We start from the raw sequence: 22897 nt of genomic DNA, 5'->3' as shown, positions 1-22897 counted from the left end.
GTCATCATTTCCAATCTATTAACTTTTTATTCATATTAAAATCTTAAATCTATTTAATTCGTATTTAAAACATTTGATAGCCGCTCTTACGCAAAAACTTAATAACAAAGCCAGAAACGATTGTTCCAACTAGACCCGAACCTAAAATAACGATATCGGCAATACCTAAATTAACAAATTTATTAATCATACTTGAAAACGATTCAGCCGGATCATTAAAATAACGAGTTGTCGACATATCATCTACAATCATTATGACCACAATTGGATATATATATGACATTAACCACGTTTTTCTGAGTAACATATTTAATATAAAAGCTATGCCAAAAAAAATAACAAAAAACAATAATATTTCAACAACAAATTGAATCAACACTGTATCCCCCTTAAACTAATCATACAGAGTTCATTTTATCTTAAAATAATAAAAAAGCAAAGGCGTTTGGAATGCCTTTACTTTTTCAACTATTAATAAAATATATTAAACTTACCTTTTTTCATTAGAAGACCTAATCCACCTAATTTAAGTAAATAACGATTATCTATAATTTTCTTCATAACAGTAGCTTTCCACCCGAACAATTTGCGATCATTCAAAACTACACCGATTGCATCCGTATGTCCAAGCGATGCTACAGTACCAAGAATTTTTGCCTCAAATCCTTCCAACTCATGACCTTCTGCTAATGCCTTAACATTATGTGCAACTGTATAGGATTCCTGAATAGCAATTTGTGCTGTTGGCGGGAATGGTCTACCATTCTCAGGATTCATGATTAATGCACAATCACCGATTACAAATATATCATCATAACCAGGGGCACGCATATCATTTCTTACCTCTACTTTTCCTCGGTTCGTTTCAATACCTGACTGCTCAACAATAGAATTTGCACGAACTCCAGCAGCCCAAACAGTTGTTAGTGTTGGAACTTCAACCTGTTTTCCATCTTTCTCATAAACAATACTATCCGGTTTACACTCTTTTAACATTGCACCAGTAATAAATTCTACGCCACGTGATTCCAATGAATTCATTGCATATTCAACAAGCTGTGGATCAAATCCTGGTAATACAGTTGGTGAACCTTCTACATTAATAATACGAACAAGGCTCTTATCAATATCATATTCTTTACATAGTTCTGGAATACGATTTGCCAATTCTCCAACAAACTCAATACCAGTAAATCCACCGCCACCAACAACGATATTTAGGCGTGCTTGATTTTTCTCTTTATCATTATGATACATTGCAAAATTATACTCGATATGCTCGCGTATTAATCTAGCACTATTTATATCACCAATTGTAAATGCATTTTCCATCAAACCAGGAATACCAAATGTCGCTGCTTCAAAACCTAGACCAATAACAAGAATATCATATGTAAGCTCACTATTTTCAAGCTTCACTTTCTTTTCATCTGGCTTAATCGAAACAACAGTATCTTTTACAAAATTTATCTTGCTCATATTTACAACATCTTTAATAGGAATACGTGTACGATCATGATGTAATGTACCCGCAGCATTTTCATGCAACCAAGTTGTTTGGTAATGATAGTCGTTTTTATTAACAAGTGTAATGTTAGCGTTATTCACTCCCATTGACTTCTGCAACTTTACAGTAGTCATCATTCCCCCGTAGCCAGCACCAAGAATCACTATGTTTGGTTTTTTCATCTCTCATCACTTCCATCTGTATGATTTACCTTTGTGACATTCTTCACGTAATTAGGCATAAAAAAAAGACATAAAGACGATATAATTTTGTCACAAAAACGTAATATAATTTCTAAAGAATATCTTAGACCTTTTCACGACAATTTTCAACCCTTTATTACACTTTTATAATATTGAAAATTGTCGTTATACTATTAGTTTACATTTTAATTTTGTTAACTATCACACATAGCATATTCCTTTATGATAAACTCATTTTGTCGTACTATGGAACATAGATGGATTGGAGGAAATCTTAATGACAGATAAAATATATGATGTAACGATTATTGGCGCAGGTCCAGTAGGCCTGTTTACTGCATTTTACGGTGGTATGCGTCAAGCAAGTGTAAAAATCATTGAAAGTTTACCGCATACAGGGGGGCAATTAACAGCCCTATACCCTGAAAAGGATATATATGATATTGCCGGCTTTCCTAAGGTTCGGGCACAAGAATTAGTAGACAACCTTGAAGAACAGGCAAATCTATTTGCTCCAACAATTGTATTAGGTCAAGCAATAGAAAAAGTAGAAAAATTAGACGATGGCTCATTTAAACTAACTTCTGACCAAGAAATTCATTATACAAAAACAATCATTATAACTGCCGGAAATGGTGCATTCCAGCCTCGCCGTTTAAATGTTGATAATAGTGAACAATATGAGGGGGTAAATTTGCATTACCATGTTAAGGACATGAATCAATATAAAGATCAAAATGTTATGCTACTTGGTGGTGGAGATTCTGCTGTCGATTGGGCGTTAATGCTTGAACCAATTGCCAAACAAGTTACATTAGTACACCGTCGCGATAAATTTAGAGCTCATGAGCATAGCGTAGAAAAACTTATGTCATCTAACGTTAACGTTCTGACACCATTTGTTCCTGTTAGTATTGAAGGTATAAATAAAATTAACAAAGTAAAATTAGAAGAAGTCAAAGGTGATCGTGAAATTGAGTTAGAAATAGATTCTTTATTGTGTAATTATGGTTTCATATCCTCACTAGGACCGATAAAGAATTGGGGACTGGAAATCGAGAAGAATAGTATTGTAGTAAACTCGAAAATGGAAACGAACATACCAGGTATCTATGCTGCAGGGGATATTTGTACATATCCTGGGAAAGTTAAACTCATCGCAACTGGATTTGGTGAAGGCCCAACAGCTATTAATAACGCTAAACAATATATAGATCCAAGAGCAAGAATACAACCGAAACATTCAACGAGTATGGAGTTTTAGTAAAGCATTATTCTGTAGAGCAGGTGCCTAAATTGGGTGCCTGTTCTTTTTTTTGTGAATGGAAACAAAAAAACCAGAACACCTATCAGTGTTCTAGCCATAAATTAGCAATTCTCGGGTGTTCCCTCGCGATCTTTCGCTTTAAATGAAGATCCGCACCCACATGATACGATAGCATTTGGATTTTCGATCGCGAATCCGCCACCCATCATGTTTTGTTTAAAATCAATCGTTGTTCCTTCAATGATTGGTATATCTTGTTTAAATATAACTACGGGAATACCGTTTATCTCATCTATCATATCTAATTCATCATTAACATCGTAGTCGAATCCCAATGAGTATGATAATCCGCTACAGCCCCCACCTTTTATACCAAAGCGTAGGCGAACATTTTCTGTTTCTTCTTTCATCATTTCTTTAACCTGGTTAACAGCATTATCTGTTAATGTAATAACCATACATGTTCCTCCTTCTTTATGATGGGTTATATCTTTAGTATACAAACAGTTTAGTTACAGTTCAAATTATTGATTTAAGCTATAAATCCCAGAAGCAATAATTTCTGCCCCACCTGTCATCCAGACCAATCCTTTTGAATCCCAAGTTACGAATAAATCTCCACCACTTAAATGAACACATATTTTAGTATTTCTATTCATATATCCATTTAAAATTGCCGCTACAACTGCCGCACAAGCTCCTGTACCACAAGCCTCTGTTACACCAGAGCCACGTTCCCACACCCGAAAATTTAATTCAGTCTTTGAAACCATTTCAACAAACTCAACGTTTACCCCTTCAGGAAATCGTTCATCTTTTTCAATTATTGGACCGAGCTCATATAATGGTGCATTTTCAATTGACTCGACAAAAAATATCGCATGTGGATTTCCCATAGAGACAGTGGTAACGTTTAATTCCTTATCATTTACGATAAATGTCTCAGCTACAACTTCCCCTTCATCACCTATCATTGGAATTGACGAACGCATTAGCTCCGGTTGACCCATGTTTATTGTTACTTCCTCCACTTCACGATTGGTGACCCTAACTTCTGCATCAACAATATTTGCTTTCGTTTCAATGCGGAAATTTTTCTGCTGAACGATGCCCTGCTCATATGCATACTTAGCAACACACCGTAACCCATTACCGCAATTTTTCCCTTCAGATCCATCTCTATTAAAAATCCGCATCCCTACATCCGCAACGTTGCTTGGATGAATTAATATCAAGCCATCCGAACCAATTCCAGTATGTACGTTTGATACTTTTTTTGCTAATGGGGATAACAAGTCTTCTGCAATTTCAAATTGGAATAAATCAAGATAAATATAATTATTTCCTAATCCATGCATTTTGGTAAAAGGTATCTTCATCCTACATCCTCATTTCTTTTTACTTCCGTACAATTCCATTCTTATCAAGTTGTTTGTAGATTGTTTTTAATTGAGGAATCCCCTCAGCAACCATATCTTCATTAACAAATACAATCGGATAGAAGAGATTCTCTTCAAAAATACGCTCAACAAACCGTTGATGCTTTTCTATGTTTGGAGGTTGATTAATATCAATGTATTCATATTCAAGATTGTTATCATAATACTTTCTGCCTATTGCCGCTTGCAGCCATTCATACGTATCTTTAGAACCAGGTGCACCGACACAGCTTGCACAAATTTGTTCTGCACCATATAGTGTAATTCTAACTTTTTTCATCCCCGTTTAGACCTCCATGTTCATAGTTACTTTTATTTTACAAAATCTTTATTTAAAGATAAAATATAATTAACTACTGAATTTCAAAATAGTAATTTTCGAATAGATTTTTTTTGATATTCATCTTATAATGTTAAATAGGAAAGGAGAAGATGGATAATGCAAGAACAAGTTCAAGAAGTGTTAAACAAATTACGCCCATTTTTACTTCGTGACGGTGGAGATGTGGAGTTAATAGATGTTGATGAAAATGGCATTGTACTTCTTCGTCTCATGGGTGCTTGTGGTAATTGCCCGAGCTCAACAATCACTTTAAAGGCTGGTATTGAACGTGCTTTAATGGCTGAAGTACCAGGTGTTAAAGAAATCGAACAAGTATTTTAATAATAAATGAATGGCAGACATTACAGCGTTAATGTCTGCCTTTTTCTTTTCTCTAACCTCTGACTGGTGTCTTTGGTTCCTTACCATTAAATACACGTGAAATATTTTCCAAACATAACGCAATCATTTCCATCCGTGTTTCAACACTTGCAGAACCAATGTGTGGTAAGCAGAGTACATTTTCCAGGTTTAACAAAGGGTGATCTGATCGGATTGGCTCTTCTCCGAAAACATCTAATCCAGCTGCAGCGATTTCCTTTGACGTCAATGCATTATATAAGGCTGCTTCATCGACCACTTGGCCACGGGAAACATTTATAAATATTGCTGATGACTTCATTTTCTGAAATGAAGTTTTATTAAACATGTACCTCGTTTCCTTTGTTAATGGTACTAATGACACAACGAAATCTGATTTATCCAGTAGTTCATCTATTTTGCAGAATGTAGCTTGAAATTCTTGTTCCGCTTCAAAATTTCTCGATCGATTGTGATACAAAATTTCCATTTCAAAACCTTTAGCACGTTTTGCAACTGCTTGACCGATTCTTCCCATCCCTACAATTCCAATTGTTTTATGATGAATATCTGATCCAGCTAACAATAAGGGTGACCAATGCTCCCATTTATCTTGTTTAATAAAATTGTTCCCTTCCACTATTCTTCTAGCTGTAGCCATTAATAATGTAAATGTTAAATCAGCAGTAGTGTCGGTCAGAACATCAGGGGTATTAGTGACAATAATTCCTTTATTCCTTGCCGCAATTATATTAACATTATCGTAACCTACTGCCATGTTCGCCACAATTTTTAATTTGGTAGCCTTTTCCAAAAGTTCCTTATCAATGCTTTCGGTTAACAAGCACAACAATGCATCTGCATGCTCCATTTCTTTTAGTAAAAGATCTCTAGGGACTGGTATATCCGCTCTTTCCCACATCCGAATATCAAACGAATCAAAATAAGACTCAATAACCTCATTCGGTATTTTTCTTGTAATATAAATTAATGGCTTTTTCATATTAACACCCCATTACAACCAGTGTAACACAGGAATTTCTAATGCTTCATTATCCACACCTGCATTATCAAAAAAATTTGCTAATCGTTTTTCATATACTGTTTGCTTGTCAAGTAGATCGACCATTTCCCTATAACTTTGCTCTTCATTTTGATAAGATAAACAATGTTCGATTTGATCGAATAATTGAATCGGAAAAATTAATCTAGCATATAGTAATCTCCAGCTGAAAACAGATAAGGGCTGTACTGATTGATACTGATGCATAAATCCAGCCATCTCACTACTCACTTCATCCCCACCATACAAAAACTTATTGCGAATATATTCAGCTAAGTCCCTTGTTGGATGATCATATACTAAATGATCAAACCAAAGTACTGGTTTTAATACCTGTTCATTGTATCGTCTAAATGAAATGGTTCCTTGATCTGCCTCATGAAAACGATCATCTTCTTCACTTTCCTGCACATATTGTATTGCATTTTCACTTATGCCAATAATATATGGTAGTATATCCATCATTAATCGATTAAATTGGGTTGAACGTTCTTTGGCACGACTTGCAATATTCGTTTCATATGCTGTTAATTTATTGATCCATAGTTCCTTCCATTGCCCATAACTTGATATTTCCTGTGGCTCATACTCATACGATGAACCAGTTTTATGAAAATTCGCGAGTAGTTCTCCATGCGATAACAGCTCACGTTCTTGTTTATACCGAAACCGCAATACCATGTAGTTATTATCCTGATATTCAGTGAACCATTCCCCATTAATATTTGGAATTGGAATTGCAACATGCCTCATGTTTTGTTCTGTTAAATAATAAGCCAGTGCTGCCTGTTCCATATGAATAACTTCCCTGTTATCGGTTAAAATGGTAAAATAGAAATATTCATTGTTTTTGAAACATTCCTTTCTATCAAGTATTACTTTTTCCTCAACATGGATATCGTAATAGTTAACAAGTAAATCCTTCAAACGATCTCCCCCTGCAAGCCATTTACACTATTGTATGTGAATCATTGATATATCTTAACTAGATACAATAGAAAAATTTAAGAAAGGTGATATAGAATGGATAAGGTAACAAAACAAAGTGAGTTAGAGATAAAAGCAAGAGAATTACTAACAGAACGTGGTGTCACTTTAGACGATATTGCTGAATTAGTATATTACCTACAATCAAAATATCATGATCATCTATCCTTGGAGGAATGCAAGCATAACGTGGATCGCGTGTTGACGAAACGCGAGGTACAAAATGCTGTTTTAACTGGAATTCAACTCGATATGCTAGCAGAAGAAAAGAAATTAGTTCAACCACTTCAGCAAACAATTGAAATTGATGAAAGCTTATATGGAGTGGATGAAATTATTGCACTGTCCATCGTTAACGTCTATGGATCAATCGGATTCACCAACTATGGATACATTGATAAACAGAAACCTGGAATTCTCAAAAAGTTAAACGACAAATCCACAGGTGAATGCCATACATTTCTTGATGATATTGTCGGCGCTATTGCCGCTGCTGCCTCAAGTAGACTTGCGCATGGCTCAGCAGATGATAAACAATTAGATGATTAGAACAAAAGCGCAAGCGCCCAGCGACGTAGGGACTGGACTGAGCCGTAGGAGATAAAGGAAACACGTAGAGCTTAAGCGTAGATGTTGACCTTATCGTACGGAGGTGAGGGAAGTCCATCAGTCGCTGCGTGCTGGAGTTGGATGTTGCTGATGCAGCAGTTTAATTATCCACAGCATTCAAATTTTATAATTTCCTAGTCTAGAACTAAAGGGGGAAGCAATTAGCTCCCCCTTTTAAATATTACAGATCCACTCCTGTAAACTATGTACATAATACGTAGGTTTTTTGTCCAGGTTTGGATAATTCTTAAATGGTGTAACACCAGTAAATACCATTAACGTATCAATTCCTGCATGAACACCAGCGAGTATATCCGTATTATAATTATCTCCTACCATTAGTATATTTTTCTTATCCATTCCCAATGTATTCATTGCTTCATTCATAATAACTGTTTCTGGTTTACCAATAAAAGTTGGTTCACTACCAGTACTAACCGTAATTACTGACGTTATGGCACCATTTCCCGGAAGCAGTCCTCGTTCAGTTGGAATGGCTACATCACCATTTGTAGATATAAATTCAGCACCATTTCGAATTGCCAGACAAGCACCAGCAAGTTTTTCATAATTTACTTCTCGATCGATCCCAACGATGACAAAATCACATTCTTCTTTTGCAACAATTAAACCTTCATTCTCTAAAGCATCGTACAAACCTTCTTCACCAATAACATAGCATCTGGCCGCCTTTTTTTGTTGTTTAATATATTTTGCTGTTGCCATACTCGACGTAAATACATGTTCCGGTGTTGATTTTATCTCCATCTTATTTAACTTATCGGAAACTTGAGCTTGTGTTTTAGATGAATTATTTGTTAAAAACAAATATGGTATATTTTGTTCATGTAAAGCATCCACAAACTCTGTGGCAGCTTCTATTCGTTCGTTCCCCAGGTACATAGTTCCATCAAGATCAATTAAATAACCATTATATTTTTTCAAACTTAATTCCTCATTTCCTTCGTTTCACCTAACGTTCATTCATTTGAAAATGCATTGGCAACACCAAGTTCATTAGTTAAATATGATCGAATTCGATCACCAAATGCATCAAGTACATGCTTGTTTTCTAAAATAGTTTGTAATAATAGTGAATGGTCAATCTCCAAGTATTCTTTAATAACTTTTTTTCGTAGCTGCAATACCCTTTTGTAATTTGATTCATCTTCTTTCGGTAATACATTTTCATCAATCAAAATGTCAATTATGTCATCAAAACTACCCGGGTCTCGCATAATAAAACCATCGATCATCATATTTCCGACATCCATCATCGATTCAACTAACATATGTGAAATGCGCTCTAAGCTCAGCTTTTCCGTATAGGATTCGTAACTTCCCGTTGCCAATTCTTCTAATAAGCCTTCCATATATAAAAGCGTTTGCTCTATTTTACTACGATCAACAAAATACATCTATACCCCTCCAATTTACTTCTATAGTTTAATATATCATATTTAAAATGATGGAATAAACAAAACGTGGTATAGTGTAAAAAACGTCAATTGTAAAGGAGATAAATTATGGGCAACAAATTTGAATACCTTCAGGATAAAACGGTTACAAAAGAAGTACGTTATGTTAGTGTAATGGGGAACTTTAAACGATACGATTTTGCTTTTGTTGAAGAAGGCTCTAAAAAGCTTGTCATTGATTTACATAAAAACCGCTTTGCAGTCTTAGGTAAAGAGGAAATTGAAAAACACGGAGAAATTGAACACATTTTTCATGTAACGGAAATGGAAGCTGATGAATTAAGAGACATTTTACGTGAAATACTTTGAAAAGATATTATTAATTTGGACGAATCCCAACTATTGGAATGATATTTCCTTATCTTTTAGCTAAAGCTAATTTTAAGAAAGGATGAACCATATGGGAAAAAAGGACAAAAAAAAATACTCTAATTTCTCCAATGTGAATAACATGAATAATAATTTAATACCCGAAGAGTTTCCAGAAGGGCCAATGGGGTCACCAATCAATGATGATGAACCTGTAAAAAGCAAGTCAACACCATGGAAAGAGCATCAGCGTAGACAAAGTGCTTTTGTTTATCCATATAAAGAACTTCACGAAGATTTACCTCGTCAGACTCCTGGTGCACATCCAATCCATGACGAACCAGATGATGTTAATCCACAACAAGAAAAGCAGTAGGAGTAAACTACTGCTTTTTACTTATCTATTTTCTTTAGAATAAAATATGCACAACCGAAATTACAGTATTCATATAAATAATCATCTAATGCACTAATTTTCGTATCAAAGGCAGCTTTTGGATTTTGATCATCATAAAATCCTTTTAATCGAAGCTGTTCATAACCCCAGTCCCCAACAATAAAATCATATTTCGATAAAATATCTGAATAACGATCGTTTAATACACTTTCCTGAAAAGCGTTTTTGACGTTTTCAACAATTTCATAATTCTTTCCCTGTACTTCGATCAATCAACTCACCCCGCTTAAACTCTTTATAGTTTATCATATTTAAGCATTATACAACCAGAAATTTCAATTTTATATACCATTATTTCATCTGCATTAATTTAATTGGTATTAGCAAACTAAGTGAAGGGGCAACAACTTTATAGAAGAGGGAGGTAATTTACTTTGAAGGTGTTTCTATCGCTTGTTTTTGCAATGTTTGTAATTGCGGGTTGTGGCAATACAGAAAATGCTACTGACGAAAGAGAGCAAATTTCCGATGAATTGGATCCAACAGAAGAACTTCAATCACCGGCTGAACAAGAACAAAATGACAGACTTGGCTATGTAAGGTACACAAAAGATCAACTAAACAATGATGGCGAACAAAATCATACTGCGAAAGTTGACCGTACTGAAATGGCCAACATGATTACACGAATTATTTTGCGAAATGATGGATTCGATGAAGTAGCAACACTTGTGACCGACGAAGAAGTGCTTATTGCATATCAAAAAAATGATGAACTAGAGGATGATCGAGCAGCCGATATCGCAAAGCGCTCTGCAATGTCGGCTACCCCTAGATTTTATCATGTATATGTGTCAGACAACGAATCCCTTATGAACGATATCCATAGTCTACACAACTCAAGTTCCCAAAATAAAAATTATGATAACACCATCAATCAAATTATAAAAGAGATGAAAAAAACGCCACAGGGTTTAAATAAATAACCAATAACAACGCAAAAGGCTAACACTTTTTAGTGTTAGTCTTTTAATTGTATACCATTTCCAATTGTTTTTTTAGTTAAAAAGGAAAAAGTAAATAGGAATACGTAAAAGAGGTGAAAATGTTAATGTTCAATAAACGCTTTTATTTCATACTTATATTCATGTTATTCTCTTGTTTATGTATAGGAACTCCCATACAGGCTAAAGAGGAATCAATTTTTAACCAGAGGATGGCGTTATACAAAAAAACCGAAGCACTAACATCCATTCCATGGTATTATATTGCGGCTATTGACCAATATGAACGAAATAGTCAAGAGGAAACATCAGATGAACAGGTGATCTCCATTTCCATTGAAAATGATCTATGGTATGGTCTTGGAAATAGTGCAATGATAAAAGACGAAACGGTTATCGGATTTTTTGACGGCATTGGCAAAGACGGTAATGGTGATAAAAAAGCAGATCCTAAAAATGGTGAAGACCTATTATATACAATGGCAAATTGGATTTTACATTATGGACCAACAAAAGATGATATTAAAATCGCACTATGGAATTTCTACAAGCGGGATCTAACTGTTCATAGCATAATGAGTACGGCGAAAGTGTTTAAAAAGTTTCAGAAGCTAGAACTAAAAGATCGTGATTTCCCAGTATCTATTAAACATAACTATAGCTACAACAATACATGGGGTGATCGACGGGGATTCGGTGGTTTACGTATACACGAAGGAACAGATATTTTCGCTAGCTATGGAACACCTGTAAAATCAACAACATACGGTGTGGTTGAGATGAAAGGCTGGAATTTATACGGTGGTTGGCGATTAGGTATTAGGGATATAAATAATATTTATCATTATTATGGACACTTGAACGGCTATGAAGATGATATTGAAGTAGGGAAAATCGTTCAACCCGGGGATGTACTTGGAAGTGTAGGATCTAGCGGCTATGGACCACCTGGAACATCGGGTAAATTTCCACCACATCTGCATTATGGAATGTATAAAGACAATGGATATAGTGAGTGGTCATTTGATCCATATCCATACCTAAAGAAATGGGAGCGGATGACTAAGCAAAAGTAAAAAAAGCCTTTACCATGCAGGTAAAGGCTTTTTCAGATTAATTTTACTTTGAGACTTTTGACTTTTTCACAGCATTTGTGATACTTGCTGCCAATCCTCCCCAAAGAATTACGATACCAAGGATCATAACTACTATCGCTCCACCACTCATTATTTTGCCTCCCTAGCTTCTGAATCTGTTTTCTCTGCTTGAGGTGTTTTCCATTTTGCTAATGATAACAGCACACCTACCACTATTACTCCAAGTGCAACTATCCATCCTGCATAAAATATGAACGAATCTGAATAGTTTCCGTAGTTTCCACTATCAGTATCAAATTGCTTTTGTAGGTTTTGCGCGAACAAACCATACATCGTATATCCTAAAACAATAGGAGTAATAATACCTAAGCTAATTGTCCACCAGGATCCAAGCTTAATATCAGAAATACCATTTGCATGCGATTTGAAATCACCAATTTTACGGAGTATCCACGCTACTACAATAACTTCTACTAAACCAACGAATGCCACACCGAATTGGTTGATAAAGTAATCCACAGAGTCAAGGAAGTTCAAACCTCCTCGTGTGGCAAACAACAAGGAAATCACTGCCGCTAATCCTCCACCGAACAAAACTGCTTTACTTCTGGAGATTTTAAATTTATCAACTAGCCCCGCAACATACGTCTCCGTAATAGACATCAATGATGTTAGCCCAGCTAAAACAAGTGAAGCAAAGAATAAAAATCCAAAAAGTTCGTTTAATGCTGGGAACTGGTTAATAATTTGCGGGAATACAACAAATGCTAAACCAACTCCGCCAGCTACCACGTCGGAAACTGCTACCCCTTGTTGTGTAGCCATAAAGCCAAGTACTGCAAAGACACCAATACCACATAACAGTTCAAAACTTGAATTGGCAAAACCAGTAATAAATGCGTTATTCGTTATATCCGATTTTTTCGGCAAATAACTGGAATACGTAATCATAATTGCAAATGCAATAGATAAACTGAAGAAAATTTGACCATACGCTGCTACCCAAACATCAGGTTCTAGAATTTTACTAAAATCGGGTGCAAAGAAAGCATCCAACCCTGCTGTTGCACCAGGTAAAGTGACTGCCCGAATGACAATTACAAGAAATATAATTACTAATGCAGGAATAAAGATTCTATTAGCAACCTCAATACCCTTTTTAACACCTTTAAATAAAATACCTAAAACTACCACCCATACAACAATTAATGGTATAAGAACACTAGGAACTAATCCGCCAATTTCCCCAGGTGCGGCCAAATTCAAATAATCATTAAACAAAAATGATTCTGTATCTTCTCCCCAATTTAAGTTAAACGAGTAAATTGAATACATAATTGCCCAGGCAATAATTACGGAATAATAAGTTGAAATGACGAATGCGACTAACACTTGCCACCAACCAATCCATTCTGTTTTCTTATTCATTCTTCTGTAAGATAATGGTGCAGAACCACGATGTTTATGACCAATTGTGAATTCCAAAATCAAAATCGGAATACCAGCCGTTAGCAATGCAAATAAATATGGAATGAAGAATGCTCCACCCCCATTTTCATAAGCTACTGCTGGAAATCGCCAAATATTACCTAAACCAACTGCTGATCCTACTGCAGCAAGTATAAAACCAGCTCTTGTCCCCCATTGTGACCGAGTTTCCATTCTCTTGACCTCCCCTAATTTTCCTTATTACTTAAATTCTATGACTTGTTTTAATAAGGAATGTTATAAATGTTTATTTTTTTCTGATATTTATGCTTGTATTATAACGGTACTTTTTGACTATGTCAAAGTATTATTTTACTTTTCAGTATTATTTTTGTCTTTTCTATAATAAAAACCTCCCATTTTAAAAAATGGGAGGTTTTTTATTTGATTTCAACTATATCAGTTGTTTACTTTCGTTTTCGAGAAAAATTGAATTAATAATCCTATAGCTATAATAACAATTATTGCTACTACAAACGCCAACCATACTTGGCCTGTCCAACCAACAATTAAAAACCCTGCGCTTGAGGCAGCAGCAGCTAGAATTGCAAACGGCAATTGCGTTACAACGTGATCAATATGATTTGCTCCAGCACCTGTAGATGACAAAATTGTTGTATCCGAAATTGGTGAACAATGATCACCAAATACTGAACCAGCTAGAACTGCCGCAAGCGATGGAAGGAGCATATCCATATCCGTAATTACAGTCACCTGTGCGGCTATTGGTAACATTATGCCAAACGTCCCCCATGAGGTACCTGTAGCCAGTGCCATTAGACCCGCAATTATAAAGAATAAAAACGGTAATAAAGCAGGACTTATAGACGCATCATTTACGATTTGTGCTAAATAATTACCTGTTTCAAGTGTTTCAATGACAGAACCAATCATCCAAGCTAACAATAATATATAAATTGCTGGAAGCATTGTTTTTATACCTTCATAGAAAACCTTAAAACCATTTGCTTTCGGTTGTTTCTGTGACAAATGAAAAATCAATGCAGTTAAAACAGATAAAACCCCACCAACAAATAGTGACATATTAACGTTCGTATTAGCAAAAATTGTTAATATCGTTGGTTGATCACTTGCTTGTATACCAGTAACAATCATACTAGAAACAGTAGCGACAATTAATACAATAATTGGGACGAGTAAGTTATAAATAGTTCCATTTTTGTGTGACTCAAATGTCTCCTGCAAATCACCAGGAACTTTTTGATTTGGATTAACAACTTCCCCAGTTTCAATAGCATGAAGTTCATGCTTTCTCATTGGGCCGAAGTCCACTTTTAAATACGCCACAAGAAAAACAAGTATTAATGCAGTTATAGCATAAAAGTTTAATGGAATCATTTTAATAAATGCTTCTAAAGGTTGATAATCAGTTACTCCATTTGCTACAAACAGACTGCCTAACAGTCCAATAATGTATGCACCCCAACTAGAAATTGGAGAAATTACTGTAACTGGTGCAGATGTTGAATCAATAAAATAAGCTAATTTGGCGCGGGATATTTTATGACGATCTGTAAGTGGTCTTGCGATTTGACCAACTGCTAGTGCATTAAAGTAATCATCAATAAAAATAATTATTCCAAGAACAGCTGTCATAATTTGAGCTCCAGTTCTTGTTTTAACACGCTGAATCATCATTTCACCAAATGCTCGACTCCCGCCAGTTGCCTGTAGAAAAGCAGCCATAATTCCAAGGAGTAATAGAAAACTTAGTAATAAAATATTTCCGATATTAAGTGCACCATCTGCATAAAAAATTTGATAAAAAATAGTCCAAATTTCATTAAGCGCGTTTAGAACGTTAAAATCATGTATAAATAATGCTCCGACAATAATACCTATACCAAGCGAAAGCAGAACTTTCCGTGTAAGTAAAACTAAGACCAACATGAGTAGTGCAGGGATTAATGAATAAATTGTTCCTTCCATTGATGCTACCTCCAATTATTTTTCTATAGAAGTGCATGGAAATTGCTGAAAAAATAAGAGGAACTCAAGCCTTCGCTGAATTTGGAAGATATTAACTTCCATACAACGCAAAAAAGCAATGATAGAAAATAACCTACCATTGCTTTACAATATACGTTATCCTCCATTTCGATCAGTAGTTCTCCATGCAATTCCGTAATGCATGACAGTACATCTCCTCTTTAAAGATATACCAGCAATAATAAGTCTGACCCTTATTATGCTTCGGCAAACAATCCTTTCGTCAATAATCATCGTTGTCATTCTCCTACTGACTACTCTTATCGCTCGCACCTCTACCTCACCGATCTGATAAGGTTAATTATTAAATTAGTGTCTTTACTATAGCAAATTATTCTTCATCTTTCAAGTCTTCTTCCGGAACTGCTATATCAGGACCATTATTTCCTCCGCCGTAATAGTCAGGTACATCTCTCATAAATCCACCTGAATCAATATAAATTTTAGTACTGACCTTCTCGATATCCGTTGTAAACGGAATAACAATTTGCACATCAACTTCCACTATAATATAAAGTTCATACCACGAACCACTTATCCCAATCGGCTTATCATCAAGAATGACATCAGTCCTAACGTTCCCAACAAGTTCAAGATTAACAGGAATTTTAGGGCCTAAATTAGCAAGAATTGTGTTGCCAGTTGCTTGACCAATAGGGATTTCCACCACTGTAGGATCCTTTTCTGGAAGATCTTCCGCTGTTTCACTATATTCTATAGGAGCCTGATCTAAATCATCATAGTTAGGAGGCTCTCCTCTGTTCATACTACGAAAAAATGCTTCAACACGATCAGTTGCAACGCGATTTATTTTACTTACAACTGATGAATTAAAATTAATAGTGGAAAAGTTTCCTTCATTATCTTTGGTCATCTCCATTACATCATCAAACCTATAATTCTCCGCAAACTTCACAGCAGCATTTATTCCACGTGTAGCAAACTCGGTTGTTTTTACCTTTGCTATTTCCATTAATGTCGGCTTGATACCTTTATTAATTATTTGAATAGATATCAATATCATCACTACAAACAATATCACCGTTATTACTAAAATATTCTTAACTGGAGGTGGAGATCCTTTTTTCCGAAAAAATGTTCGCTTTCTCACCATATATAAAAACCCCCTCAAAACAACATATGCTTGTTTTAAAGAGGTTAGAATTAATCTATATGACAAGATGTAATCATAACATTAACTACTTTGGATAAGTCGCATTCGTAAGGTTTCGTTAACGCTTTGTTGTCCTCACTAATAATGCGAATAACCGGACGATCGCATAAGCTTTTATTTTGCCTAACTACAATCCCCTTCCGCCTATCACTGAGTTCCACCGTTAATCCCTTTGGATAAACAGCTACACCCTTTTTAAATGCAACTACCATTTCTTTTTCAAATAAATTTACGGCTCCTGCATACAATATTTCCAAACCTTCATGTGGTAACATTGCATCACGATATACACGGTTACTCGTTACTGCATCAAATACATCCGCAATACCGATTAATTTAGCATATTTATGAATGTCATTACCAGTTAGACCTCTTGGATAACCTGATCCATCTATTCGTTCATGGTGTTGATAAGCACAGTGCGCCACTACTGAAGGAATATTATTATTCTTACGCAAGAAGTCATACCCTAATTGTGCATGACTTTTGACGATTTCATATTCATCATCTGAAAGTTTATTTGGCTTCTGTAAAATTTCCTGATCAAGAAATATTTTACCTATATCATGAAGCATGGCACCTAGTCCAATTTCAGATAATTCTTTACGTGAAAGATGCATTTCTGTACCAATTGCAAGCGAATAAATGGTAACATTCAAGGAATGCTGAAAAATATAATCGTCTGTAATAAATATATCTGCAAGCATAGATAATGCTTCATCACGATCCAAAATCTCATTTATTATTCTCTCAATAACAGAAGACAGTTGATTTCCCTTTTTCTCTAATAGATAAGACCTGTCATACGCTCCCTTTTCTTTGATTTCAAAAAAAGCACCCTTAATTGCGTCTGTAGCCTCTTTTCTAAGCTTCTCAGAAATTGCAGATTGAACCTGAATATCACTTGTCAATTCATCATCTATGTATAAATATGTAATCCCCTGGTTTGAGAGACGATTAAGTAGTCTTTCCGTTAATAAAACCCCCTTTTGAATCAAAACTTGTCCATTGTCATTATATATTGTTTGGGCGAGTATAGTCCCAGGCTTTGCTGATTTGGTACTAATAAGTCTCATAACGTTCCCCTAACTTTTATATCTTCCAACAATATCTATCTATTTTCGACAAAATACTCCATAGAAATAGTATCAAAGTTTAAAGGGAAATGCTATAAAAAACTTAATTTTCATTTTTATAATGAAACTTTATACAAAAAATGTCTCCCTTTCCGGAAGACATAGTTATTATGAAATTTTAATCAATGCATCTTTTCCAATCATCCCAACTTCCCAGCCGTATGTTTTGGATGCATCAGTTACTTTTTGTAACGGTGCATGTAGTAATTCGTCAATTGTTTTGACACCGACCGCTCGTGCTGCAATGACATTTCGATCTTTTAACTTATCATTTAGAAGATCGACATCTAAAGCACCACACATAATGTAACCAATCTCATTTGAAATCATTAACAAGTTTGTTTTTGGAAGTTCTACTGTAATTGCCGTAAAAAACATTCCTTCTACTTCTAATGGATTTACAGTTATCATGTTAACAAAGGCCTCCTCCTCGATTACACATTATATGTGTATTCAAGGAACTTGGACATTGTCACTTGCCTACCTATAATCGTCTCGCAAGGTTTGTGCTAGTATATCCCGTAAAAACTCAGGTAAATAATACTTCTTGGTTTCAGATTTAGCTACTTCTGGTAAAAGCCTTCCAAACGTGAATGTATCGGCCGTTGCTACCGTATAGGTTTTCGCTTGATCTAATGGTTTTCCGTTGAACATAACCACTTTAACTGATTCATTTTCATTCGCATGAACTTCAGTTTCAATTTCCAACCCTGAGAAAATCATTCGTCCAATAACCTCACCACGAAAACCAAATCCTTTTAGTTTTAATTCTATTAGTTCTTTCGTAAATGAAGCTCGTATTACTTCTAGAAGCTCATCACCATTTAACTTCACAACACATGGATTAATGGGATGCGGGCAAATTCGATGGACATCTTTGTATGTGATGTTACCTGCATGTAATTGATCTAACAACACACCAGCGTTAAGCATGGCACAATCAGCATTCGTCCATCTTCTCATCGTATCTGTAAGTTTTTGCATAATTTCTGTGTCTTGAAACCATTTAACCTCAATACTATTTTCTAAGTGTACAATCGTTCGCCCTAACAAGTTATTTGCTTTCTCTGTCAATTCTCCAAGAGTTTTCTCGGTTTGGAGGTCTTTTGCTAAATGCGTAATATCTGTTGTATACGCTTCTTTATGTATTAATTTATTCTCCGAATGGTCCCATGTTAAAATAACTTCCCCTACAAACGTACAATGTTTACCTGCTGCAGTAATTATTGTTCTATTTATGTGTTCACCAGTACGTAATAAATGATGTGTGTGACCACCAATAATCACATCAATATCGTCAAATTTTCTTGCTATCTCCTGATCCTCACTTATTCCTAAATGAGACAATAAAATGATAATATCCACTGACTGTTTTAAATTTTTCACATAATTCTTAAGTGTTTCGTGAGGGTCGGACACATGCCACCCAAGTAATTCATAATACGCATTAAAAGGAGCCGTCAGCCCAATGATACCAATTCGTACACCATTAATTGACTGAATCGTCACAGCCGGTTGAAGCCATTCAGGTATTGCTTCAGCTGTACTATGTAAATTTGCACACACTACTTGAAAATCAGCTGCATCATACAAGTGATGCAAATCTACATGGGACATTGTAATTCCTTCATTATTACCAATTGTCGCTAGGTCATATCCAACATCATTCATTAAATCCACATTAGCTTTTCCCATGAACGCTTCTGCAATCGGATGAGCACGATCGACATGATCACCAATATCAACCAGCCAACAAGATGTATTTTCGGCTACTTTTTTTGCTTTTTCATCCTTTAAATATCTAGCGACTCGCGGCCATTGTGAAAAGTTACTGTGTAAATCGTTTGTATAGTAGAAATGTAGCTTTTCCTGCATCGTTCAAGTCCCCTTATGAAAATCCTTCTAAAATTAATCGAAGTCCAATAATAACAAGTAAAATTCGTAATATCCACTCTAATGTTTGCCCTTTTAACAGTTGATTCGTTTTAGCACCAAGTTTACCTCCCATCCATGCCCCTGGAATGAAAAAGAAAACATATTCCCATGAAATGTGGCCTAATACAATATGTGTACTAGCACTAATCGTACTAATAAATAAAATCATAAACATAGATGTCGCAGTAGCAATGTGTACAGGCATTCCGAACAAAATAATCATTGCGGGTACCATGATCGAACCACCACCAATACCGAATAAACCAGAGATCACACCAACTATTAGCGAAAGAGCGAATGCTGCAGAAAATGAAACGGTGTAATGGTATGTTTCCTCGCCTATATGAAAGGTTCGTAATGCTTTATGATTACTTGTCAATTCCTTATTAGATAAAGGCGACTTTCTTTTTAACAAAAAAAGCATGGACAATACAACCATTAGAAATCCAAAATATACGGAAAAGTCATCTGCATCGATGAACTGATTTAACCAAGATCCAAAAACCCCCCCGGGAATACTACCAGCCAGAAATAAAAGACCAGTTTTGTAATCGACACGTCCCTCTTTAAAATAAGAAATTGTTGACGATAATGCAGTAAAAATCATAACCACTAATGATATACCAACAATTGTTTGTGGTGTCGCCCAGGTAAATGCATCTGAAAGTTGATTTAAAAATAATAAACTAGGAATTAAAATAACTCCACCACCTAGTCCGATTAAACTTCCTACAAATGCTGTTACTATACCAATAAAAATACAAATTATGTAAACCAACTTTGAATCTCCTCAAATCTATGCTATTCGTTCTCTATACTTTAATACTAGCATTGATTTAGAAAGAATCCTATCTAAATACTTTTTAATTAATGTGAATACAAAAAGAGCTCTTTAGTTTAATTCCCTATTTTTATCTCAAGTTGTATTTTCTTTTTATCTTTTAAAATATTCATATTCATCCAATAGTGAGCAGAATAAGTGTACGTGTTTATTTTGTGGGGAAAATGAGGTATACTATGTATAGAAAGTCATATGATATTAAAAGACCGTCCATGCTGCTACATGGAACGGTCTAATGAGTAATAGCCCTTCAAAGGGGTAGCTCACACGTTTGAGTTAGAAAAGTAACCAACCCAAATGCTAGCTAGGCGTTTAATGGGTGGTTACTTTTTTTGTTGTGACAGTATGGCTACAATTAAGGTTGCGAAAGAGATCATCAGAACCAATGCTTCGAATACTGTCATAATATCACCCCCTTTCAAAAAAGGGGTGAACTACCACCCATGAAAGCCCTATTACACATTAAGTATAACAAACAATGAAGCTTATCACATCATTTCCATGTCTACTTTTAAATTTTCTATTTTCATTTCTACCTTTCAGCCAATCATAAATATCTGTTCCTTCATTTTCAAGCAATAGAGTATAAACAGCATTGTTTGTTGTTGCTCTGTAATATTACTATCATTTCGTACCTGATGATATACTTCCTTGAATCAAACAGGTTTGAAGATAAGCGAAGCCTTGGCCATTGAATGGTCTGATTTAGAAGAGATGATACTTAACTGCATATAACGGGAGATATAGAAGAAGACGAACCTAAAAAAGTTCGCCTCCTACACTAAAAGGAAAATCTGAATCGGCACGCGTGATTTTCCTTACTATATAAGCAACTTACAAACGCTGTTTCACAACGTTTGTAGCATATTATCCGATACTTCCTTCCATCTCAAACTTAATAAGACGGTTCATTTCTACTGCATATTCCATTGGTAGTTCTTTTGTAAATGGTTCGATAAAGCCCATTACAATCATTTCTGTAGCTTCTTCTTCTGTAAGGCCTCTACTCATCAAGTAGAATAATTGCTCTTCAGATACCTTCGAAACTTTCGCTTCATGCTCCAATGAAATATTGTTATTGTAAACTTCATTATATGGAATTGTATCAGAAGTTGATTCATTATCCATGATTAATGTGTCACACTCAATATTGGAGCGAGCACCATCTGCTTTACGCCCAAAGTGAACCATACCACGGTATGATACTTTCCCACCTTGTTTTGAAATTGACTTCGAAACAATAGTAGATGACGTGTTTGGTGCTAAGTGATGCATTTTGGCCCCAGCGTCCTGCAATTGACCTTTTCCTGCGATAGCAATGGATAGTGTGTTACCACGTGCACCTTCACCTCTAAGGAGAACTGCAGGATATTTCATTGTTAGTTTCGAACCAATGTTACCATCGATCCATTCCATTGTTGCGTTCGCATCACATGTTGCACGTTTTGTAACTAAGTTATACACGTTGTTTGCCCAGTTTTGAATTGTTGTATAACGGCAATAGCCATCTTTTTTAACAAAAATTTCAACAACCGCACTATGCAATGAATTAGTTGTATATACTGGTGCAGTACATCCTTCAACATAATGAACAGATGCACCTTCATCAACAATGATCAACGTACGCTCAAATTGTCCCATATTTTCTGAGTTAATACGGAAATATGCTTGTAACGGCGTGGTTGCTTTTACACCTTTTGGTACGTAAATAAACGATCCACCAGACCACACAGCAGAATTCAACGCAGCAAATTTATTATCCGTCGCTGGTATAACTTTTCCGAAATACTCTTTAAAAAGTTCTTCGTTTTCTTTAAGTGCTGTATCTGTATCTTTAAATACGATACCCATTTCCTCTAGATCTTCTTTTAAGCTGTGATAAACTACTTCAGATTCATACTGCGCTGAAACACCAGCCAAATATTTTTGTTCTGCTTCAGGAATACCTAATTTATCAAATGTTTGCTTGATTTCATCAGGTACTTCATCCCATGTTTTACCTTGTCTTTCTGACGGTTTAACATAATAAACAATTTCATCAAAATTCAATTCGGAAAGATCTCCACCCCATTGAGGCATTGGACGTGAATAAAAATGTTCCAATGCTTTCAAGCGATAATCAAGCATCCACTGAGGTTCTTCTTTCATTCTTGAAATTTCTTTAACTATTTCTGGAGTTAACCCTTTTCCAGAGCGGAAAACTGAAACGTCTTTATCATGAAAGCCATATTTGTATTCTTCCATTTCTGGCATATTCTTCGCCATCTAAAA

The 22897-nt window shown here is 35.4% G+C and carries 27 protein-coding genes and 1 riboswitch; of the genes, 7 read left to right on the top strand and 20 right to left on the bottom strand.

Going from position 1 to position 22897, the window contains the following annotated elements:
* Positions 1–64: 64 nt before the first annotated feature.
* Both CS937_RS18935 and CS937_RS18930 read right to left on the bottom strand, forming a co-directional pair.
* Positions 65–376, bottom strand: coding sequence for a YuiB family protein (locus tag CS937_RS18935; protein WP_099160016.1), 312 nt, complete (start codon positions 374–376; stop codon positions 65–67).
* Between the two features lie 95 nt (positions 377–471).
* Entirely contained in the window at positions 472–1689 is a 1218-nt protein-coding gene (locus CS937_RS18930) for an NAD(P)/FAD-dependent oxidoreductase (protein WP_099160015.1), read from the bottom strand.
* A 298-nt stretch (positions 1690–1987) separates the two neighbouring features.
* Between CS937_RS18930 and CS937_RS18925 the strand changes: the two genes are divergently transcribed.
* Complete coding sequence (locus CS937_RS18925; RefSeq protein ID WP_099160014.1) at positions 1988–2974, top strand: NAD(P)/FAD-dependent oxidoreductase; 987 nt, start codon at positions 1988–1990, stop codon at positions 2972–2974.
* A 104-nt stretch (positions 2975–3078) separates the two neighbouring features.
* On the opposite strand, the gene CS937_RS18920 is transcribed toward CS937_RS18925, so the two are convergent.
* From CS937_RS18920 to CS937_RS18910, 3 genes are all read right to left on the bottom strand, one after another.
* The gene (locus CS937_RS18920; RefSeq protein WP_099160013.1) at positions 3079–3435 is read right to left on the bottom strand and encodes a HesB/IscA family protein; all 357 of its coding nucleotides are present in this window, start codon (positions 3433–3435) and stop codon (positions 3079–3081) included.
* A gap of 66 nt (positions 3436–3501) precedes the next feature.
* Positions 3502–4356, bottom strand: a complete 855-nt coding sequence (dapF, locus tag CS937_RS18915) for a diaminopimelate epimerase (RefSeq protein WP_099160012.1) — start codon at positions 4354–4356, stop codon at positions 3502–3504.
* Positions 4357–4375: 19 nt separating this feature from the next.
* Positions 4376–4696 (bottom strand): YuzD family protein, encoded by a 321-nt coding sequence (locus CS937_RS18910; RefSeq protein WP_099160011.1) that lies wholly within the window; start codon positions 4694–4696, stop codon positions 4376–4378.
* Positions 4697–4855: 159 nt separating this feature from the next.
* Here CS937_RS18910 and CS937_RS18905 point away from each other — a divergent pair, with 159 nt between their 5' ends.
* Positions 4856–5080, top strand: a complete 225-nt coding sequence (locus CS937_RS18905) for a NifU family protein (RefSeq protein WP_099160010.1) — start codon at positions 4856–4858, stop codon at positions 5078–5080.
* Positions 5081–5132: 52 nt separating this feature from the next.
* Here CS937_RS18905 and CS937_RS18900 read toward each other — a convergent pair whose 3' ends face one another.
* Both CS937_RS18900 and CS937_RS18895 read right to left on the bottom strand, forming a co-directional pair.
* Complete coding sequence (locus CS937_RS18900; RefSeq protein ID WP_099160009.1) at positions 5133–6101, bottom strand: 2-hydroxyacid dehydrogenase; 969 nt, start codon at positions 6099–6101, stop codon at positions 5133–5135.
* A 12-nt stretch (positions 6102–6113) separates the two neighbouring features.
* A complete protein-coding gene (locus CS937_RS18895) occupies positions 6114–7088 on the bottom strand; it encodes a protein kinase family protein (protein ID WP_099160008.1) in 975 nt (324 codons plus the stop codon).
* Positions 7089–7184: 96 nt separating this feature from the next.
* On the opposite strand from CS937_RS18895, the gene CS937_RS18890 reads away from it, so the two are divergent.
* Entirely contained in the window at positions 7185–7697 is a 513-nt protein-coding gene (locus CS937_RS18890; protein ID WP_099160007.1) for a phosphatidylglycerophosphatase A family protein, read from the top strand.
* 234 nt (positions 7698–7931) lie between these two features.
* Here the strand turns inward: CS937_RS18890 and CS937_RS18885 are convergent, their stop codons facing one another.
* Both CS937_RS18885 and CS937_RS18880 read right to left on the bottom strand, forming a co-directional pair.
* A complete protein-coding gene (locus tag CS937_RS18885) occupies positions 7932–8702 on the bottom strand; it encodes a TIGR01457 family HAD-type hydrolase (RefSeq protein ID WP_099160006.1) in 771 nt (256 codons plus the stop codon).
* A 35-nt stretch (positions 8703–8737) separates the two neighbouring features.
* A complete protein-coding gene (locus CS937_RS18880; RefSeq protein WP_099160005.1) occupies positions 8738–9175 on the bottom strand; it encodes a DUF86 domain-containing protein in 438 nt (145 codons plus the stop codon).
* Positions 9176–9283: 108 nt separating this feature from the next.
* Here CS937_RS18880 and CS937_RS18875 point away from each other — a divergent pair, with 108 nt between their 5' ends.
* Both CS937_RS18875 and CS937_RS18870 read left to right on the top strand, forming a co-directional pair.
* Positions 9284–9544, top strand: a complete 261-nt coding sequence (locus CS937_RS18875; RefSeq protein WP_099160004.1) for an SAV0927 family protein — start codon at positions 9284–9286, stop codon at positions 9542–9544.
* A gap of 91 nt (positions 9545–9635) precedes the next feature.
* Positions 9636–9920 carry a hypothetical protein gene (locus tag CS937_RS18870; RefSeq protein ID WP_099160003.1) on the top strand — a complete coding sequence of 95 codons (285 nt, stop codon included), beginning with the start codon at positions 9636–9638 and terminating at the stop codon, positions 9918–9920.
* Positions 9921–9937: 17 nt separating this feature from the next.
* Here the strand turns inward: CS937_RS18870 and CS937_RS18865 are convergent, their stop codons facing one another.
* Entirely contained in the window at positions 9938–10213 is a 276-nt protein-coding gene (locus CS937_RS18865; RefSeq protein ID WP_099160002.1) for a YutD family protein, read from the bottom strand.
* A 168-nt stretch (positions 10214–10381) separates the two neighbouring features.
* On the opposite strand from CS937_RS18865, the gene CS937_RS18860 reads away from it, so the two are divergent.
* Both CS937_RS18860 and CS937_RS18855 read left to right on the top strand, forming a co-directional pair.
* Positions 10382–10927: a YhcN/YlaJ family sporulation lipoprotein gene (locus CS937_RS18860; RefSeq protein WP_245835854.1), complete on the top strand. Its 546-nt coding sequence runs from the start codon at positions 10382–10384 to the stop codon at positions 10925–10927.
* Between the two features lie 161 nt (positions 10928–11088).
* The gene (locus tag CS937_RS18855; RefSeq protein WP_245835852.1) at positions 11089–12021 is read left to right on the top strand and encodes a M23 family metallopeptidase; all 933 of its coding nucleotides are present in this window, start codon (positions 11089–11091) and stop codon (positions 12019–12021) included.
* Between the two features lie 43 nt (positions 12022–12064).
* On the opposite strand, the gene CS937_RS19265 is transcribed toward CS937_RS18855, so the two are convergent.
* From CS937_RS19265 to sufB, 10 genes are all read right to left on the bottom strand, one after another.
* Complete coding sequence (locus CS937_RS19265) at positions 12065–12172, bottom strand: methionine/alanine import family NSS transporter small subunit (protein ID WP_141554380.1); 108 nt, start codon at positions 12170–12172, stop codon at positions 12065–12067.
* Complete coding sequence (locus CS937_RS18850; RefSeq protein ID WP_099160001.1) at positions 12172–13704, bottom strand: sodium-dependent transporter; 1533 nt, start codon at positions 13702–13704, stop codon at positions 12172–12174. Before CS937_RS18850 ends, CS937_RS19265 begins: the two co-directional genes overlap by 1 nt.
* 225 nt (positions 13705–13929) lie before the next feature.
* Entirely contained in the window at positions 13930–15480 is a 1551-nt protein-coding gene (locus CS937_RS18845; RefSeq protein WP_099160000.1) for a Na+/H+ antiporter NhaC family protein, read from the bottom strand.
* A 168-nt stretch (positions 15481–15648) separates the two neighbouring features.
* Positions 15649–15826: riboswitch (Lysine riboswitch) on the bottom strand.
* A gap of 45 nt (positions 15827–15871) precedes the next feature.
* The gene (gene yunB / locus CS937_RS18840) at positions 15872–16654 is read right to left on the bottom strand and encodes a sporulation protein YunB (RefSeq protein WP_099159999.1); all 783 of its coding nucleotides are present in this window, start codon (positions 16652–16654) and stop codon (positions 15872–15874) included.
* Between the two features lie 50 nt (positions 16655–16704).
* Positions 16705–17790 carry an HD-GYP domain-containing protein gene (locus tag CS937_RS18835; protein WP_099159998.1) on the bottom strand — a complete coding sequence of 362 codons (1086 nt, stop codon included), beginning with the start codon at positions 17788–17790 and terminating at the stop codon, positions 16705–16707.
* Positions 17791–17958: 168 nt separating this feature from the next.
* The gene (locus CS937_RS18830) at positions 17959–18261 is read right to left on the bottom strand and encodes a YunC family protein (RefSeq protein WP_099159997.1); all 303 of its coding nucleotides are present in this window, start codon (positions 18259–18261) and stop codon (positions 17959–17961) included.
* A 69-nt stretch (positions 18262–18330) separates the two neighbouring features.
* On the bottom strand, positions 18331–19725 hold the full coding sequence (locus CS937_RS18825) for a bifunctional metallophosphatase/5'-nucleotidase (protein ID WP_099159996.1): 1395 nt from the start codon (positions 19723–19725) through the stop codon (positions 18331–18333).
* A 13-nt stretch (positions 19726–19738) separates the two neighbouring features.
* Complete coding sequence (locus CS937_RS18820) at positions 19739–20563, bottom strand: sulfite exporter TauE/SafE family protein (RefSeq protein WP_099159995.1); 825 nt, start codon at positions 20561–20563, stop codon at positions 19739–19741.
* A gap of 386 nt (positions 20564–20949) precedes the next feature.
* On the bottom strand, positions 20950–21030 hold the full coding sequence (locus CS937_RS20030; RefSeq protein ID WP_373308339.1) for a putative holin-like toxin: 81 nt from the start codon (positions 21028–21030) through the stop codon (positions 20950–20952).
* A gap of 463 nt (positions 21031–21493) precedes the next feature.
* Positions 21494–22891 (bottom strand): Fe-S cluster assembly protein SufB, encoded by a 1398-nt coding sequence (sufB, locus tag CS937_RS18815; protein WP_099159994.1) that lies wholly within the window; start codon positions 22889–22891, stop codon positions 21494–21496.
* Between the last annotated feature and the right edge of the window lie 6 nt (positions 22892–22897).

The organism is Virgibacillus ndiopensis (assembly GCF_900187325.1).
Classification (GTDB): domain Bacteria; phylum Bacillota; class Bacilli; order Bacillales; family Amphibacillaceae; genus Virgibacillus_E; species Virgibacillus_E ndiopensis.
The sequence above is the reverse complement of the archived record's forward strand: the minus strand, read 5'-3'. Positions and strand labels throughout refer to the sequence as shown.